This window comes from Shimia sp. SK013 (assembly GCF_001292625.1).
In the GTDB taxonomy this organism is placed as follows: domain Bacteria; phylum Pseudomonadota; class Alphaproteobacteria; order Rhodobacterales; family Rhodobacteraceae; genus Shimia.
On the sequence record NZ_LAJH01000014.1, the window covers coordinates 29,907 to 46,859 of the forward strand.

The 16,953-nt window shown below is 58.4% G+C and carries 14 protein-coding genes; 6 read left to right on the forward strand and 8 right to left on the reverse strand.

The genetic code is table 11. From position 1 onward, the window contains the following. Positions 1–151 precede the first annotated feature (151 nt). A complete protein-coding gene (locus SHIM_RS13695) occupies positions 152–1,240 on the reverse strand; it encodes an Mrp/NBP35 family ATP-binding protein (RefSeq protein WP_054003403.1) in 1,089 nt (362 codons plus the stop codon). A 249-nt stretch (positions 1,241–1,489) separates the two neighbouring features. Between SHIM_RS13695 and SHIM_RS13700 the strand changes: the two genes are divergently transcribed. Continuing rightward, on the forward strand, positions 1,490–1,708 hold the full coding sequence (locus tag SHIM_RS13700; protein ID WP_054003245.1) for a DUF1127 domain-containing protein: 219 nt from the start codon (positions 1,490–1,492) through the stop codon (positions 1,706–1,708). A gap of 459 nt (positions 1,709–2,167) precedes the next feature. Here the strand turns inward: SHIM_RS13700 and SHIM_RS13705 are convergent, their stop codons facing one another. Together SHIM_RS13705 and SHIM_RS13710 are read right to left on the reverse strand one after the other, a co-directional pair. Next, complete coding sequence (locus SHIM_RS13705) at positions 2,168–2,797, reverse strand: glutathione S-transferase family protein (RefSeq protein ID WP_054003246.1); 630 nt, start codon at positions 2,795–2,797, stop codon at positions 2,168–2,170. Positions 2,798–2,992: 195 nt separating this feature from the next. Further along, positions 2,993–5,428, reverse strand: coding sequence for an ATP-dependent helicase (locus SHIM_RS13710; protein WP_054003247.1), 2,436 nt, complete (start codon positions 5,426–5,428; stop codon positions 2,993–2,995). A gap of 102 nt (positions 5,429–5,530) precedes the next feature. Here SHIM_RS13710 and SHIM_RS13715 point away from each other — a divergent pair, with 102 nt between their 5' ends. After that, entirely contained in the window at positions 5,531–6,664 is a 1,134-nt protein-coding gene (locus tag SHIM_RS13715; protein ID WP_082358401.1) for an alpha-hydroxy acid oxidase, read from the forward strand. 10 nt (positions 6,665–6,674) lie between these two features. Here SHIM_RS13715 and SHIM_RS13720 read toward each other — a convergent pair whose 3' ends face one another. Beyond that, the gene (locus SHIM_RS13720) at positions 6,675–7,133 is read right to left on the reverse strand and encodes a rhodanese-like domain-containing protein (RefSeq protein WP_152926554.1); all 459 of its coding nucleotides are present in this window, start codon (positions 7,131–7,133) and stop codon (positions 6,675–6,677) included. 282 nt (positions 7,134–7,415) lie between these two features. Between SHIM_RS13720 and SHIM_RS13725 the strand changes: the two genes are divergently transcribed. From SHIM_RS13725 to SHIM_RS13735, 3 genes are all read left to right on the forward strand, one after another. Further along, the gene (locus tag SHIM_RS13725; RefSeq protein ID WP_054003250.1) at positions 7,416–10,856 is read left to right on the forward strand and encodes a pyruvate carboxylase; all 3,441 of its coding nucleotides are present in this window, start codon (positions 7,416–7,418) and stop codon (positions 10,854–10,856) included. A 281-nt stretch (positions 10,857–11,137) separates the two neighbouring features. After that, positions 11,138–11,650: a glutathione S-transferase N-terminal domain-containing protein gene (locus tag SHIM_RS13730; RefSeq protein WP_054003251.1), complete on the forward strand. Its 513-nt coding sequence runs from the start codon at positions 11,138–11,140 to the stop codon at positions 11,648–11,650. A gap of 96 nt (positions 11,651–11,746) precedes the next feature. Beyond that, positions 11,747–12,205: a tRNA (cytidine(34)-2'-O)-methyltransferase gene (locus SHIM_RS13735; protein WP_446740605.1), complete on the forward strand. Its 459-nt coding sequence runs from the start codon at positions 11,747–11,749 to the stop codon at positions 12,203–12,205. A 175-nt stretch (positions 12,206–12,380) separates the two neighbouring features. On the opposite strand, the gene SHIM_RS13740 is transcribed toward SHIM_RS13735, so the two are convergent. The 4 genes from SHIM_RS13740 to SHIM_RS13755 all read right to left on the reverse strand — a co-directional run bounded on the left by SHIM_RS13740 (position 12,381) and on the right by SHIM_RS13755 (position 15,967). Then, positions 12,381–13,751 carry a glutamate--cysteine ligase gene (locus SHIM_RS13740; RefSeq protein ID WP_054003253.1) on the reverse strand — a complete coding sequence of 457 codons (1,371 nt, stop codon included), beginning with the start codon at positions 13,749–13,751 and terminating at the stop codon, positions 12,381–12,383. An 82-nt stretch (positions 13,752–13,833) separates the two neighbouring features. After that, positions 13,834–14,343 (reverse strand): hypothetical protein, encoded by a 510-nt coding sequence (locus tag SHIM_RS13745; RefSeq protein WP_054003254.1) that lies wholly within the window; start codon positions 14,341–14,343, stop codon positions 13,834–13,836. After that, positions 14,340–15,245 (reverse strand): hypothetical protein, encoded by a 906-nt coding sequence (locus SHIM_RS13750; protein ID WP_054003255.1) that lies wholly within the window; start codon positions 15,243–15,245, stop codon positions 14,340–14,342. The genes SHIM_RS13745 and SHIM_RS13750 overlap by 4 nt, the downstream gene beginning before the upstream one ends. Beyond that, positions 15,242–15,967 (reverse strand): 16S rRNA (uracil(1498)-N(3))-methyltransferase, encoded by a 726-nt coding sequence (locus SHIM_RS13755; protein WP_054003256.1) that lies wholly within the window; start codon positions 15,965–15,967, stop codon positions 15,242–15,244. Before SHIM_RS13755 ends, SHIM_RS13750 begins: the two co-directional genes overlap by 4 nt. Before the next feature lie 12 nt (positions 15,968–15,979). Here SHIM_RS13755 and ubiA point away from each other — a divergent pair, with 12 nt between their 5' ends. Then, a complete protein-coding gene (ubiA, locus tag SHIM_RS13760; RefSeq protein ID WP_054003257.1) occupies positions 15,980–16,945 on the forward strand; it encodes a 4-hydroxybenzoate octaprenyltransferase in 966 nt (321 codons plus the stop codon). Positions 16,946–16,953: the final 8 nt, after the last annotated feature.

Sequence of the window (16,953 nt, forward strand, 5' to 3'; positions counted from 1 at the left end):
CTTGCCAACAAACGCTGCGGCAACGACGCCACTCTCCTCAGGTCAAAGGGTGCGCTGACAAGGGTTCAAGAGCAAGCCCGTCGGGTAAGTAAGCGCACACAAAAAAAGGGGCACCCTTTGGCGCCCCTTCACTGTGTTCTGTTGCCCGTGTTTAGGCCATGCCCCCACGCACCAGCCCTTCAGCAATCCGCGCATACGCCTGCGCCATGTCGCTGTCGCCTGCGGCAATCGGCGTGCCGCCGTCGCCTGCCAGCCGTGTGTCCAGATCAATCGGCAAGGCCCCCAGCAGAGGCACACCAATCTTCTCGGCCTCCGTCGCCACTCCGCCATGGCCAAAGATGTGAGATTCGTGTCCACACTTCGGGCAATGAAACAGGCTCATGTTTTCGATCAGGCCCAACACCGGCGTCTTAAGCTGATCAAACATGCCCAACGCTTTGCGCGCATCCAAAAGCGCCACATCCTGCGGCGTGCTCACCACGATTGCGCCTGTCAGTTCTGTCTTCTGACACAGCGTCAACTGCACGTCGCCCGTGCCGGGCGGCAGATCAACGATCAACACGTCCAGATCGCCCCACTGCACCTGCGTCAGCATCTGCTGCAACGCGCCCATCAACATCGGCCCGCGCCAGACCACCGGCTTGTCCTCCTCCAGCATGAACCCAAGCGACATGATCGTGACGCCATGCGCGTGCAGCGGCAGGATTGTTTTGCCATCCGGCGATGCGGGGCGTTTGTTCACGCCCATCATACGCGGCTGGCTTGGCCCATAGATGTCTGCGTCCAGCAAACCGACCTTGCGCCCTTGCTTGGCCAACGCCACCGCAAGGTTGGACGACACCGTGGATTTGCCGACGCCCCCCTTGCCGGATCCAACCGCCAGAATGCGATCCACACCGGCCACCTTCATCGGGCCGGCCTGCGGCTTGGGATGCCCGCCAATTTTCAGGCTCGGCGGCGCGGCAGGGGCCGCAGCAGGCGCTGCCTGCCCGCCCGAATGCGCGGTCAACACCACAGACACCTCATTGACGCCATCCATTGATGCCACCAAATCCTCGGCCGCCTGGCGCAACGGTCCCATTTTCTGCGCGATCTCCGCGTTTGGCGCCTCGATCACAAACCGCACCACACCTTCCGTTACGGAAAGCGCCCGCACAAAATCATGCGACACAAGATCCCCGCCATCCGGCAGAGAGATCCGACGTAACGTCGCAAGCACTGACTCTTTTGTTACCGCCACCATTTTCCTCACTTTCTGCATTGCAGCATACTTTTTAGGCATGCTCTTTTTTACATTTCCTTCACAAATAGACCTTTGTTTTCCGTATCTTGCCTATTTTGTTGCGTTTTTCGAAGTGACGCCACGTCCCTATTCCACAGACGCATAGCTGCCTTGCACAGCCGGGTATTGTGCAGTCGCAGCAACACCCTATATCACCATCATCAAGACGAAACGAAACGAACACCGCACGATGCTCGAGGTATCAAGATGGCATATGTAACAAACACAAACACAGTGGCAACCGCCACCGAAGCCCGCGGCCTCTCGGTTCTGCTTTCGAACCTCGCAGAGAAATGGCGCCAACACCGCGTGTACCGCGAAACGTACACAGAGCTGATGAACCTGTCTGATCGCGATCTCGCTGATCTGGGTTTGAACCGCTCGATGATCCGTCGCCTGGCCACTGAGGCCAGCCGCGAACACTAAAAATTTCGGAAAGCCGCTCCTCCCTCAGGCTTTCCAATTCAGCGGTGATGTCTCTCCTCCTCCCTGACGTCACCGCAAAGAACACCGGGCCAACAGGCCCAACCGGGATCAAGATCTCCTCTCCTCCTCCCTGGAGGTCTTGTGACTAGAGCGACGGCGCCTCTCCTCCTCCCTGGCGTCGTCGCACCAGAACATCGGGCCACATGGCCCAACGGGATCAAAGGTTCCTCTCCTCCTCCCTGGGACCTTTGAAACTAGAGCGGCGACACCTCTCCTCCTCCCTGGTGTCGTCGCGCTACCAACATCGGGCCGATCCGGCCCACCGTAATCGGGGCCTCCCTCTCCTCCTCCCTGGGATGTCCTGACACAAGAACGGCGGCGCCTTCCTCCTCCCTGGCGCCGCCGTTTCTTTTTTTTCAAGGCTGTTTTCGGGGCCAGCTCCCCTATTTTTTTAAAGCGTCAAAGCCCAGCGCTCGGCCGCGCCTTCACACGCTCAAACCACGCCTGCGAGGCCGCATTTTCCTCCGGAATCCCCTGCTTCACGATCCGCGCAAAATCGCAGAATACAAACCCCGTGATATCGGCCATCGTGAAATCACCCCCCGCAAGGAACGCACTTTCCTTAAGCCGCACCTCCAACGTGTCAAAGAACCGTCCCAGCCGCAGAATGCCCCGCTCCGCCAACGCCGGAATCTGCGCGTAATCCACTGCCCCCGGCAACGCCCGCCCCTTCAGAGCAGGCGTCGAATTGCGCAAAGCTTCTGCGATCGCCATTCCGGCGTGAAACTCGCAGATCGCGTTCCACATCAAAACTTTGCCTTTTTCGTCAGGTGTCACGCCCATTAACGGCGGCTCTGGGCACATCGCTTCCAAATAGCCCGCAATGGCGATGTTTTCAGTCAGCGGTGCACCTTCATCGGTCACAAGAACCGGAACGGTGCCATGGGGGTTGATTGCCAAAAATTCGGGTTTCCGGTGCGCATCGTTGCGCAAATCCACCTGCTGAACCTCCACATCAACGCCTTTTTCAGCAATGAACATGCGTGCGCGCCGCGGGCTGGGCGCTGTGGAACAGTCGTAAAAGATCATGAAGGCCTCCTCTGGTTGGTTCCAGCCAACGCCGCAAGTGGCAGTCTGTCAATCGGATCACCGCAAGCTGACGCCTCGTCAAAGCCTCGGCATGCAGAGCACACCCGCCGCTTCCTCTTGCCAAAAGTATCCTGGGGGGAGCGTCAGCTTGCTGGCGCGGGGGCAAAGCCCCAATCCACCCATCAAAAACCGCACTCAGAATGGAACATCATCCGGTGCCGTTACAAATCGTGCGACAACTTTTTTCTCGCCCGCTTTTTCGAATTTCACGGTCAGCTTGTCACCCTCGATATCGGTCACAACGCCATAACCGAATTTTTGGTGAAACACCCGATCATCAACGGTGAAACTGCTCACCGCTGTCAAATCAATCGCCGCCGCTTTGCTTTCCTTGGGTTGGCTGGTGCCATATTGCCCGCTGCGCGATTGCATCCGCTTCCAACCGGGCGAATTATAGACATTCGCGTCCGCAACTTTCGCCTCAAGCCCCGACGACATGCCTCCGCCTCCGCCTCCACCGGTATGCCCATACAGACCCGGCGGCGTCAGCACCTCGATATTCTCTTCGCTCAGCTCATCAATAAACCGACTGGGCATCTGGCTCTGCCATTGCCCAAACACGCGCCGATTGCCCGCGAAAGAAATCGTGCAGACCTCTTCGGCCCGCGTGATGCCGACATAGGCCAGTCGTCGCTCTTCCTCGAGTCCCTTCAGCCCGCTTTCGTCCATCGACCGCTGGCTTGGAAACAGACCGTCTTCCCAGCCCGGCAAAAACACCGCTGGGAACTCCAGCCCCTTGGCGCCGTGCAGGGTCATTATGGTGACTTTCTCGCCGTCGTTGTTGTCATCCCGATCCATGATCAGGCTGACGTGCTCCAAAAACCCTTGAAGATTATCAAAGCTTTCCAACGCTTTGACCAATTCCTTCAGGTTTTCCAACCGTCCCGGCGCTTCAGGCGTTTTGTCGTTCTGCCACATGGCGGTATAGCCCGACTCATCCAAAATGACTTGTGCCAGTTCCACATGTCCAAGCTCGGGCGCACCTTCCTGCAAGCGTGTCGCCTGCACCGTGGCCCCATCGTCAATCACCGCATCGTCATCCAGAGCGACCTCAATCACTGGCGCGCGCCCCTGCCGTTGCCAACGCGCCACGCCATCCAGCAAGATCGCCAGCTCTTTGGCCCCTTTGCCGCCGATGCCCTTTTCCTCAAGCAGAATCCGCGCGCCTTCCAAAAGGCTCACCCCATTGGCCCGTGCGCAGGTCTGGATCTTTTGCTGCGCCACATTGCCCAGCCCACGTTTGGGCGTGTTCACAATCCGCTCAAACGCCAGATCATCTTCAGACGACACCACCAGCCGGAAATAGGCCATCGCATCGCGAATTTCGAGCCGCTCGTAAAACCGCGGCCCGCCAATCACCCGATACGGCAGGCCAATCGTCAGGAACCGGTCCTCAAAGGCGCGCATCTGGTGGCTCGCGCGCACTAGAATTGCCATATCTTCCAGCGACTTGCGCTCCATTCCACGCGTGCCGCGCTGCATCGCTTCAATTTCTTCCCCGACCCAGCGCGCTTCTTCTTCGCCGTCCCAATGGCCGATCAGACGCACCTTCTCGCCGTCTTCCGCCTCGGTCCACAATTCCTTGCCAAGCCGGTTTTCATTGCCGCGAATGACCGAACTCGCCGCCGCCAGAATATTGCCTGTCGAGCGGTAATTCTGCTCCAGCCGCACCACATGCGCGCCCTCGAAATCTTTCTCAAACCGCAGGATGTTGCCCACCTCGGCCCCGCGCCAGCCGTAAATCGACTGGTCGTCATCGCCCACACAACAGATGTTCTTGTGCCCCTGCGCCAACAGCCGCAGCCACAGATACTGCGCGACGTTGGTATCCTGATACTCGTCGACCAGAATATAGCGGAACCAGCGCTGATACTGCGCCAGCACATCGGGGTGTTGTTGAAAAATTGTCACCACATGCAGCAGCAAATCGCCAAAGTCACAGGCATTCAGCTCTTTCAAGCGCACCTGATACTGCGCATAAAGCTCGCCGCCGCGATGGTTATAAGCCCCCGCATCCGCCGCCGACAGCTTCTCCGGCGTCAGCGCCTTGTTCTTCCAGCCATCAACCAACGACGCCAACTGACGCGCCGGCCAGCGTTTGTCGTCAATATTGGCGGCTGACACCAACTGCTTGAGCAGCCGCAGCTGATCGTCTGTGTCCAGAATAGTGAAATTGCTCTTCAGCCCGACCAGTTCCGCATGCCGCCGCAATAGCTTCACACAAATCGCGTGGAACGTGCCCAACCACTGAATTCCCTCGATCTGATGGCCCAACATGTTGCCAACGCGGGTCTTCATCTCCTTGGCGGCCTTGTTGGTAAACGTCACCGCCAAAATCTCGTTTGGCCGCGCCTTGTTCATGTTGAGAAGATGCACAATCCGCGCCGTCAGCGCCTTGGTCTTGCCCGTGCCAGCCCCCGCCAGCATCAAAACAGGCCCGTCCAATTGCTCCACCGCTTCGCGTTGCGCGGGGTTCAGCTCGTTCAGGTATGGCATCGGCCGCGCCATCATCGCGCGGGCCGACAGGGATGCGCCTTCAAAGGCGGCGAATTCGTCGTCAAAACTGCTCATGCGCGGCAATCTACAGCGCCAAATCGACGATGGGAAGTTCTCTTTATGTTCACTTGGCGTGGAAATGCTGGACAATTGCTGCCACACGGCGAAACTCACGCCATGGATTTACACAGCTCATACCCCGCGCTCAGCGATCTGCGTGCCAAAACACAACGCCGAATCCCCAAATTCGTATGGGAGTATCTCGACAGCGCCACAGGTGACGAACGCACCAAGGCCCGCAACCGCGCCAAGCTGGACGAGATCCTGTTCAATCCCTCGATTCTGCACGGCGACATCACACCGGACACCACAACCACGCTTTTGGGTCAGCGCTATCCGCTGCCGGTCGGCATGGCCCCGATAGGCATGTCCGGCCTGATGTGGCCTGACGCCGAATTTTCCCTCGCCCGCGCCGCCGCGACGGCAAACGTGCCATATTGCATCTCGACTGTCGCGACCAAAACCCCCGAGGAGATGGCACCGCACATTGGCGAAAACGCGTGGTTCCAACTTTACCCGCCCCGCGACGAAGGCATCCGCAAAGACCTTCTGTCCCGCGCCAAGGCCGCAGGGTTTTCCACCTTAGTCCTAACGGTGGACGTGCCCATCGCCAGCCGCCGCGAACGTCAGGTGCGCTCGGGCCTGACAACGCCCCCCCGTTTGACCCCCCGCTTGCTGGCGCAAGTGGCAATGCGTCCGGCTTGGGCTTTGGCCACCGCCCGCGCCGGCATGCCCCGTATGAAGCTGATTGACGACTATGCCGAAGAGGTCAGCGGCCTCAGCTCCACCGCTCATGCAGGCTATCTGCTGCGCACGTCACCGGATTGGGATTACTTCACTTGGCTGCGCGATCATTGGGACGGCCCGCTGGTCGTCAAAGGCGTGTTGCGCGCCGATGATGCAAAACGCCTCACGGCCACTGGCGTTGACGCGCTTTGGCTCTCCAACCACGCGGGCCGCCAATTTGATGCCGCCCCCGCCCCCATCGAGGTACTGCCCGCCATTCGCGCGGTCACTGACCTGCCGCTCATCGTCGACAGCGGCTTTGAAACCGGATTGGACATTTTGCGCGCGCTGGCTTTGGGCGCCAACTTTGTTTTCATGGGGCGCGGCTTTCACTACGCGCTATGCGCATTGGGCGAAAAAGGCCCGGCGCATCTACTGGATATCCTGTCCAAAGATCTTGAGGCCAATATGGGTCAACTTGGTGCAAGGACGTTTGGGGACGTGCCCGCCGCACTGGTGACCTAGCCCAGGCAGATTACTCTGCCGTCAAATCCTTCGGCATTGCGTCAAACGCCACCTGCGCCGTCACCACTGGTAATCCCAACGGAATCCAGCCCGTTCCGCGGGGCCCACCGACCATACCTTCGGTTACATCCAGAACACCCTCGATGCCGTTTTGCGCCAGGGCTTGCATCAAGCGGCCCGTGCGATTGCCGGTCCGGCAGATGATCGCCACCTTGCGTCCGGGGTTGCGCTCAATCGCGGCCATCAACCAACCCCCAAAATCCTGATGCCGCATATCCAGCAACCAAGCGCCTTCGGCCACGCCAGTCTCCTGCCATTCCTGAGGCGTTCGCACATCAATCAAAATCAAATCACCAGTCGCGAGCGCTTTGCTGGCCTCTCCGGCACTCAAAGTTTTCACCTGCGCACGCGCGCCAATCGGCAAACCCAAAGCAGCAGCAGCCATAACAAAAACACGACGAGTCAGCATGAACACATTCCAATTATTGCGTATGACTTTTTGCCACGCAGCGCATTCGGGCGCAAGACAATCACCTGCGACAAGATCGACCAAGTCACAATAGTACCCAAACCAACGAATTTCAGCACGATTCAGTCTCGCCGCCAGAATGTTATCGCTGACACTGTGGGCTCGCTTTCAAATGTAACACAAATCTTACAAATACCGGCCTCTGGGTATTGCGCTGCATCGCGGCGAACGGCTAGCAATTCGCTCAAACACCGACAGAGCCACAAAAGGGGAAGCCTGCCGATGCCCGATTTTCAGAAAATCCTGATCGCCAACCGCGGCGAAATTGCCATCCGCGTCATGCGCGCCGCCAACGAGATGGGCAAAAAGACCGTCGCGGTCTTTGCCGAAGAAGACAAACTTGGTCTGCATCGCTTCAAAGCCGACGAAGCCTATCGCATCGGCGAAGGCATGGGCCCAGTGGCCGCTTATCTCAGCATCGATGAAATCATCCGCGTCGCCAAAGAATGTGGCGCTGACGCGATCCATCCGGGTTACGGCCTCCTGTCAGAAAACCCCGACTTCGTGGATGCCTGCGCCGCCAATAACATCACCTTCATCGGCCCCAAAGCCGCCACCATGCGCGCCCTTGGCGACAAGGCGTCAGCCCGCAAGGTCGCGGTTGAGGCTGGCGTGCCCGTCATCCCTGCCACCGAAGTGCTCGGCGACGACATGGACGCGATCAAGAAAGAAGCCGCCGAAGTTGGCTACCCTCTGATGCTTAAAGCCTCTTGGGGCGGCGGTGGCCGTGGCATGCGGCCTATTTTCTCCGAAGATGACGTTGAGGAGAAAGTCCTGGAAGGCCGTCGCGAAGCCGAAGCTGCTTTTGGCAACGGCGAAGGCTATCTGGAAAAGATGATCACCCGCGCCCGCCACGTCGAGGTGCAGATCCTTGGCGACCAGCAAGGCAACATCTACCACCTCTATGAACGCGACTGTTCCGTTCAGCGTCGCAACCAAAAGGTCGTTGAACGCGCGCCCGCGCCTTATCTCTCTGAGGCACAGCGCGAAGAAATCTGTGAACTGGGACGCAAAATCTGCGCCCATGTGAACTACGAATGCGCCGGCACCGTCGAATTCCTGATGGATATGGAAACCGGCAAGTTCTACTTCATCGAAGTGAACCCCCGCGTGCAGGTCGAACACACCGTCACCGAAGAAGTCACCGGCATCGACATCGTTCAGGCCCAGATCCTGATCGCCGAAGGCAAATCACTGGCCGAGGCCACCGGCAAATCCAGCCAGTACGACATCCGCCTCAACGGTCACGCGCTGCAAACCCGTGTCACCACCGAGGATCCACAGAACAACTTTATCCCCGACTATGGCCGCATCACCGCGTATCGTTCGGCCACTGGCATGGGCATCCGACTCGATGGCGGCACGGCTTATGCGGGCGGCGTCATCACCCGTTTTTATGACTCGCTGCTGACCAAAGTCACGGCCCACGCCCAAACACCGGAAAAGGCGATCAAACGTATGGACCGCGCCCTGCGCGAATTCCGAGTGCGCGGCGTGTCGACCAATATCTCTTTTGTCGAAAACCTGCTGAAACACCCGACGTTTCTGAACAACCAGTACACCACAACCTTCATCGACCAGACGCCGGAACTCTTTAAATTCGCCAAACGGCGCGACCGCGGCACCAAGGTTCTGACCTACATCGCCGACATCACCGTTAACGGCCATCCTGAAACCACCGACCGTCCGGCACCTGCCACAGATCTCAAGACCCCCATTGCGCCCGCCAAAAAAGCCGAACCGGCCTACGGAACGCGCAACCTGCTTGAGGACAAAGGCCCGCAAGCTGTGGCCGATTGGATGAAAGCGCAGAAACAACTGCTCTTGACCGACACCACCATGCGCGACGGCCACCAATCCTTGCTCGCCACCCGCATGCGCTCGATCGACATGATCAAGGCGGCGCCGACTTACGCCGCCAACCTGCCGCAGCTGTTCTCAGTGGAATGCTGGGGCGGCGCGACCTTTGATGTGGCTTACCGCTTCTTGCAGGAATGCCCATGGCAGCGTCTGCGCGATCTGCGTGTGGCGATGCCCAATCTGATGACACAGATGTTGCTGCGCGCCTCAAACGGCGTCGGCTACACCAACTATCCCGACAACGTGGTGCAGGAATTTGTCCGCCAAGCCGCCGAAACCGGCGTCGACGTATTCCGCGTGTTTGACAGCCTCAACTGGGTGGAAAACATGCGCGTCGCGATGGATGCTGTGGTTGAATCCGGCAAGGTCTGCGAAGGCACGATCTGCTACACTGGCGATTTGCTTGATCCAAACCGCGCCAAATACGACATCAACTATTATGTCTCGATGGCCAAAGATCTTGAGGCCGCAGGCGCCCACATCCTTGGCCTCAAGGATATGGCCGGCCTGATGAAACCCGCCTCCGCCCGCGTCTTGATCAAAGCGCTCAAGGAAGAAGTCGGCCTGCCAATCCACTTCCACACCCACGACACCTCGGGCATTGCCGGCGCAACCATTCTCGCCGCCGCAGATGCTGGCGTAGATGCCGTTGACGCCGCCATGGATGCCTTCTCGGGCGGCACCTCACAGCCTTGCCTCGGCTCCATTGTCGAGGCCACGCGCAACACCGACCGTGACACCGGCCTTGATATCAAAGCCGTGCGCGAACTGTCTGAATATTGGGAAGGCGTACGCGCCCAATATACCGCGTTTGAAAGCGGCCTCGCCGCGCCTGCCTCCGAGGTCTATCTGCACGAAATGCCCGGCGGTCAGTTCACCAATCTCAAAGCTCAGGCCCGCAGCCTTGGCCTTGAGGAAAAGTGGCACGAGGTCGCGCAGACCTACGCCGATGTGAACCAGATGTTCGGCGATATCGTCAAAGTGACGCCGTCGTCCAAAGTGGTCGGCGACATGGCCCTGATGATGGTCTCCCAAGGCCTCACCCGCGAAGAGGTCGAAAACCCAGATACCGACCTGTCCTTCCCCGACTCGGTTGTGGACATGATGCGCGGCAACTTGGGCCAGCCCCACGGCGGCTTCCCGTCTGCGATCATCGACAAGGTGCTTAAGGGCGAAAAGCCCAACCTTGAGCGTCCCGGCAAGCATCTCGCTCCCGTGGACATCGAAGCCACCCGCGCCGAACTCTCCGCCGAACTCAACGGGTTTGAGGTCGATAACGAAGATCTCAATGGCTACCTGATGTATCCCAAGGTCTTCCTCGACTACATGGGCCGCCATCGCCAATACGGGCCCGTGCGTGCCCTGCCGACCCGCGCGTTCTTTTATGGGATGGAACCCGGCGAGGAAATCACCGCCGAAATCGACCCCGGCAAGACATTGGAAATCCGCCTTCAGGCGATTGGCGAAACCGACGAGAACGGCGAGGTCAAAGTCTTCTTCGAACTCAACGGCCAACCCCGCGTGATCCGCGTGCCAAACCGTCTGGTGAAATCGTCAACGGCCGCACGTCCCAAAGCCGAAGTGGGCAACAAAAACCACATCGGCGCGCCGATGCCCGGTGTTGTCGCCTCGGTTGCCGTGACCGTCGGTCAAGAGCTCAAAGAAGGCGACATGCTTTTGACGATTGAGGCGATGAAAATGGAAACCGGCATCCACGCCGAACACGACGCCACGGTCAAAGCCGTACACGTCGGCCCGGGCGGTCAGATCGACGCCAAGGACCTGCTGATCGAACTGGAGTAATACTTTCGGGATTTCGGTCCACGATTGGTTCGCTAGACATGAAAACGCCGCCGGAGACCACCGGTGGCGTTTTTCTTTTCGCAATGAAGAGCGCCCGTTTGCGGTGAAACAGCGAATGTCCGGTTTGAGCCCGTTTTGGCGGATGCTGCAGCGCGACGAATGGCCACCCCTGAGCATCTGTTCCTGCGAATGATTTCCATGCGGCTACAAGGAATCCTTCCTGCCACTATCATTCCTAGCTGCTTAGCTTAAAGGGGGGGGGGACCTACGGAGAATGAACAATGGAAACTTCACAGAATGTACCGGACCTGATTGCGGCGGCGCAGGCCAAAGCAACGGTGTCCACAGATAGAATTTTGCAAGTTCGGGAACATTTGGAAGGGCAGACCGCATCCGAAGCTCAAGTTGAAGACCTTCGCGCGGCGAATGTCGCGCTTGAATTGGCTGCGGTTGATATCTTCACTCTTTTCGAGGCGCGCATGCAGCACCACTTCAAACGAGGTCCGTTTTCACGAAAATTAAGAGCAGCGCTTTTGGAAGCCGGACACACTGACCTCGCCGGTAGGTTCCATGAATACTATCTCGCAATCAACGTACTCAAGCATGGAACAGGCGCGAGCTATAGGGAATTGCTCGCCACTCCGACCACGCTTTTTCATGTGAGGCGCACCGAAAGTCTCAATTCTCAAGACGAACAGGCTCCTTCAAGCCTCATAGACATTGACGTTCCGGGCTTTTTTGACCGGCTCGCCACAACACTTCTTGAGGCTCACCAATTCCTTGAAAACCGTTAGCTTTCCGAACTCAATTTGCGAGAATGAATGTGCGATGCATTACGCTTGCCGCGCCCTCAACTATGAAAGTCCACACAACCTATGTCTGATCCGAGCATGAAAATTGTGTTGGTAACACCCGAAATTCCGTACAATACAGGCGCTATTGGACGGACGTGCGTTGCGTTGAACCTAGAGCTGATTTTGATCAAACCTTACGGGTTTTCCCTTGATGAGAAAGCAGTGCGGCGGGCCGGAACGGACTACTGGAAATATGTTCATCTCAGCGAATACGACAGTTGGCAAAGTTTTCTGGATGAACGCAGGCCATGCTCCCAAAGCTTATACTTCTTCGAAGAACACGGGGCCCAATCCGTCTACGATCCTGACTATCAACAGGATGCCTATTTGGTGTTCGGGTGTGAATCCAAAGGCCTGCCATTGGCGATCCTGAATGGGATGGAGGATCGAACGTTCAAATTGCCCATGCTCGATTCGCGTGTCCGATCACTCAATTTGGCAAATGTGGCCACAGCAGTTGTCTATCAAGCTATGCGTTCTCAGCTGGGCGGTTGAAAGCAGCCATTGGCGAGATGGTAGGCAGTGCCTGCAAAGTCCCCAAGCCGCCATCACGCCCGTTTCAATTGGGCCTTCAAACCCACCAAATCCAGCACCCGCGCGATCGCGTAAGCCGTCAAAGACGGCGCAACAGGCGCTACCGCCTATCCGCATGCGTGACAACGGCGCCCGATCAATAGCTGTATTCGCCGTAAATCTTGCTCAGATCGCCATTCCAATCGCCGTGGTAGCGCTCCAGCAATTCGTCTGCTGGCACTTTACCGCTTTCGATGCTGTCTTTCAGCGCGTTCAGGAAATGTGTCTCGTCCGGCACCAGACCACCCGCACCGGGCCGCGCGCGCGCTTTCAGGCCTGCTTCGGAAATCGCCAGTACATCACGTGCCAGATCGTGCATCTTAATGCCGTTCACTTCGGCCTGAAGCCCGTCTTCGCTGGCCGCCACCCGCAGCGCCTCGCGCGTCTCGGCGTCCCAGCCTTTCGCCAGATCCCAAGCGGCATCAAGCGAGGATTGATCATACATCAGACCAACCCAGAACGCCGGCAACGCGCAAAGCCGCCGCCAAGGTCCGCCGTCTGCGCCACGCATCTCCATGTATTTCTTGATCCGCGCCTCGGGGAAGGCCGTCGTCAAATGGTCGGCCCAATCGCTCAGCGTGGGCATTTCACCCGGCAACGCCGGCAGCTCACCCTTGAGGAAATCACGGAAACTCATGCCCAGCGCATCGATGTATTTGCCGTCGCGATAGACAAAATACATCGGCACATCGAGCGCGTATTGCACCCAACGCTCAAAGCCAAAGCCGTCTTCAAACACAAACGGCAACATGCCTGTGCGCGCGTCATCCAGATGCCGCCACACCAGCCCGCGGGTGGACTTCATTCCGTTGGGTTTGCCATCCAGAAACGGCGAATTGGCAAAAAGCGCATTGGCCACCGGTTGCAGGGCCAACGCCACGCGCAATTTTTGCACCATGTCAGGCTCAGAGGCGAAATCGAGGTTCACCTGCACGGTACAGGTGCGATACATCATCACCTTGCCCATGGTGCCGACGCGATCCATGTAATCGGTCATCAACCGATACCGCCCTTTGGGCATCACCGGCATCTGTTCGTGCGACCATTCCGGCGCGGCGCCAAGCCCGATAAAGCCGACGCCAATCTTGTCAGCAATGTCCTTCACATCCTGCAGGTGCTCGTTCACCTCGTCACAGGTCTGGTGAATGGTCTCAAGCGGTGCACCAGACAGCTCCAGCTGCCCACCCGGCTCAAGGCTCACATTGGCGCCGTCTTTTTCCAGCCCGATCAGCTTGCCGCCTTCTTCCAGCGGCGCCCAGCCATGCCCGTCGCGCAGCCCTTGCAGCACAGCCAAAATCGACCGCTCGCCTTCATACGGCAACGGTTGCAGCGTCTCTTTGCAATAGCCGAACTTCTCGTGCTCCGTGCCAATACGCCACTCATCTTTGGGCTTGCAGCCCGAGGACAAGTATTCTGCCAACTGGTCGTGATGCTCAATCGGGCCGCCGCCGGACTGGGGAATGGACATGCGCTCGCTCCGCTGCAAAAAATGTCGTGACAATCAGTCGTGAGCCGATTTGTCGAGACTGTCAATGTGCTCTGATGCACAGTTAGCTCAATCGCCGATCATCCTTCGCCCAGATCAGAACCGGCTCTGCTTTCACGTCCTGCAATCTCGCCAACATTTGTTCGGTTTTTAACCCCGGCAGACTGGCGAAAGCGTCAAACAAAGCCTCGCCATCTTCAGCGTTCACAGGGATGTGAAGCTGCGGACGACCGGGCTGATACAGCGCCCAAACCGCAGGATTGGACCGCCCATCCAGCACCAGACGGCTCAAGGCCCGCACAGCCACACTGCCGCCATTGAGCGGCCCGAAATAGGCGACCTCGCCCTCGACCACCTGCACCACGCCTGGCCCACCCGTGCCACGCCGGAACCGCGCCCGCTGAATACCACTGACAATCAGCGCAATCCCCGCGATTAACACCGCAAAACCGATCCAGCGCAAAATACCGCCGCCGCTGGCCCACCACAGACCAAGCAGCAGCACCACAAGACCCACCAATACTTCGCGCCATTTGACAATGGCGACCCGCGCCTCCGGTCGTATGAAACTCAATGTACCTCTCCTCTTAGAGAATACCACTTTGGATCGTTGCGCTCGCGACGCGCTGTTTGCAGACCCGCATAGGGCGCCCGAACACTCACGAACTTATTCGCGTTCAGGTTCGCAACCAAACTAGGCTTTTCACCTGCCCGCATGCGAAACAGGCAGCCTTCTCGCGCGAACAAGACATCATTGCGCCAAACGTCCGCCCACTCCGCATGCAGTTCAAGAACACCGTCCCGACTATGCAATTCGAAGCTCTGCCAAGGATATTTCGCCCTCAGATCAGCGATCTTATAGGAAAGCATCTGTGTCCTCATTTGGGTCAATGTGAACCCCTCGCCCAATCCCTTATCCATCGTCCAGTTCCGGCGAAGAAGACGACCGTCCTCTCCTTTGGTCACGCTCATGGCGACATTGGTCCAACCGTCACGCCGTGCAAAAGGCCAATCCTCAATGTTCTTTCGCAACAGGGTTTCGGGAAACCGCGGGACACGCCTCAACCCATTGGACCTTAGCAGCAGCCCCTTGCCGAGATCTTCTGCCGACGAGCCAACCCAAAACCGTCGATTGCCTAGGAAAAAACACCCACCTTCTTCGAATTCCGGCGTCGGGTAGAGCGCAAGCGCTGTGAAAAACGGAGGTTTGGAAATCGCGACATAGCCACCACCTAATTGGTGGTTTGGGCTATAGGTGGCGGCATTGTAAATCAGGAAGCGACCATCAGGGGAAAGATCTGCATTCTCCGTGTAAACGCGGTGTTTCAACCATTGGCCCGGCGTGATCCGGTCCGTCTTGAGGTCCCAAAGCAACATTTGGAAATGTCGGGTTGGGCCGCGTCGGAAAACAACCGCGGTCGGCGCGTACTTCGCAACAATTACATAAAGGCGTGCAGTCACCGCTTCACCGCTCATCCCCAATCCCCCAATGCCTGCTGCCACAGCGTCATTGCTGCCACAGCTGCCGTATCCGCCCGCAATATCCGCGGCCCGAGGCTGACGACATGGGCAAACGGCAAGGCTTTCAGCTTCGCTCGTTCCACCTCAGAAAATCCACCTTCCGGCCCGATCAGGATCGCCCATTGTTTCGCAGAGGATGCCGCCAGCCGCTTGGCCGCGCCCACCTCCGCCTCATCACAAAACATCAGCTGCCGCCCCTCGGGCCACTCCGCCAACAGCCGCTCAAGCTTGGTAAGCTCTGCAACCTCAGGCACATACGTCCCGCCGCATTGCTCCGCGGCCTCGACCGCGTGCGCTTGCAAACGGTCTTGCCGGATGCGCTCGGAATTGGTGAACTCAGTCTGCACCGGCACAATCTTCGCGGCCCCCATCTCGGCGGCTTTTTCCACGATGAAATCCGTTCGCGCTTTCTTGATCGGCGCAAACAGCAGCCACAAATCCGGCGGCATCTGCAACGGTTTGGTCTGTTCACGACACACCAACTCACCGCCGCGCTTGCCAGCAAAAGCCACCTCACAGCGCCACTCGCCATCGCGACCATTAAACAGCAGCACCGGATCGCCCACCGCCATGCGCATCACACCAAACAGGTAATGCGCCTGATCGCGCGCGAGAGGAATGGTTTGCCCTTCCCCCAGCCCCTGCTCTACATACAATCTGACTTTTGCCTGTTTCATGGAATCCTACATATGGCCGACACGCCCACAACGCCAGAGCCCCAAGGTCAGGTTTCCGACGCCGTCAAAGGCAATTGGGTGGACCACCTCGCGCCCGCTTTCTCCCGCCCCTACCTGCGCCTCTCGCGCGCGGACCGTCCGATTGGCACATGGCTTCTGTTGCTGCCGTGCTGGATGGGCCTCGCTCTGGCCATGCTGTCAGACGGCACCGCCAGCTGGCATGACCTCTGGATCGCCGTGGGCTGCGCGCTTGGCGCCTTTTTGATGCGCGGCGCTGGCTGCACATGGAACGACATCACCGACCGCGACTATGACGCCAAGGTCGAACGTACACGCTCCCGCCCGATCCCTTCAGGCCAAGTCAGCGCCAGACAGGCCGCTGTCTGGATGGGTCTTCAGGCTCTCATCGCGCTGGCCATCCTGCTCAGCTTCAACACCCAAGCCATCGTGCTTGGCATCGTCTCGCTTGCGCCAGTTGCGGTCTATCCGTTCGCCAAGCGCTTCACCTGGTGGCCGCAGGTCTTTTTGGGCATTGCGTTTAACTGGGGGGCGCTTCTGGCATGGACGGCCCACACCGGTCAGCTTCAGGCACCTGCGGTTGTGCTCTATCTTGGCGGCATCGCATGGACCCTGTTCTACGACACCATTTATGCCCATCAGGACACCGAAGACGACGCTTTGATCGGCGTGAAATCCACCGCACGCCTGTTTGCCGAGAAAACCCCGCAATGGCTTCAATTCTTTTTGATCGCCACCGTCTCCCTAATTGGTATCGCGGTCATCATGGCCGGCATCACAGCCTCCAAGCTGGCCCTTGTTGTCGCCCTTATCGGCCCTGTGGTCATGGGCTGGCACATGCAATGGCAACTTCGGATGCTGAAAACCGAAGACCCTGACCGTCTGCTGATGCTGTTCCGGTCCAATCGCGACACCGGACTTCTCGCCGTCGCGTTTTTTGCAATTGCCCTATTCCTGTGATTGCAAGC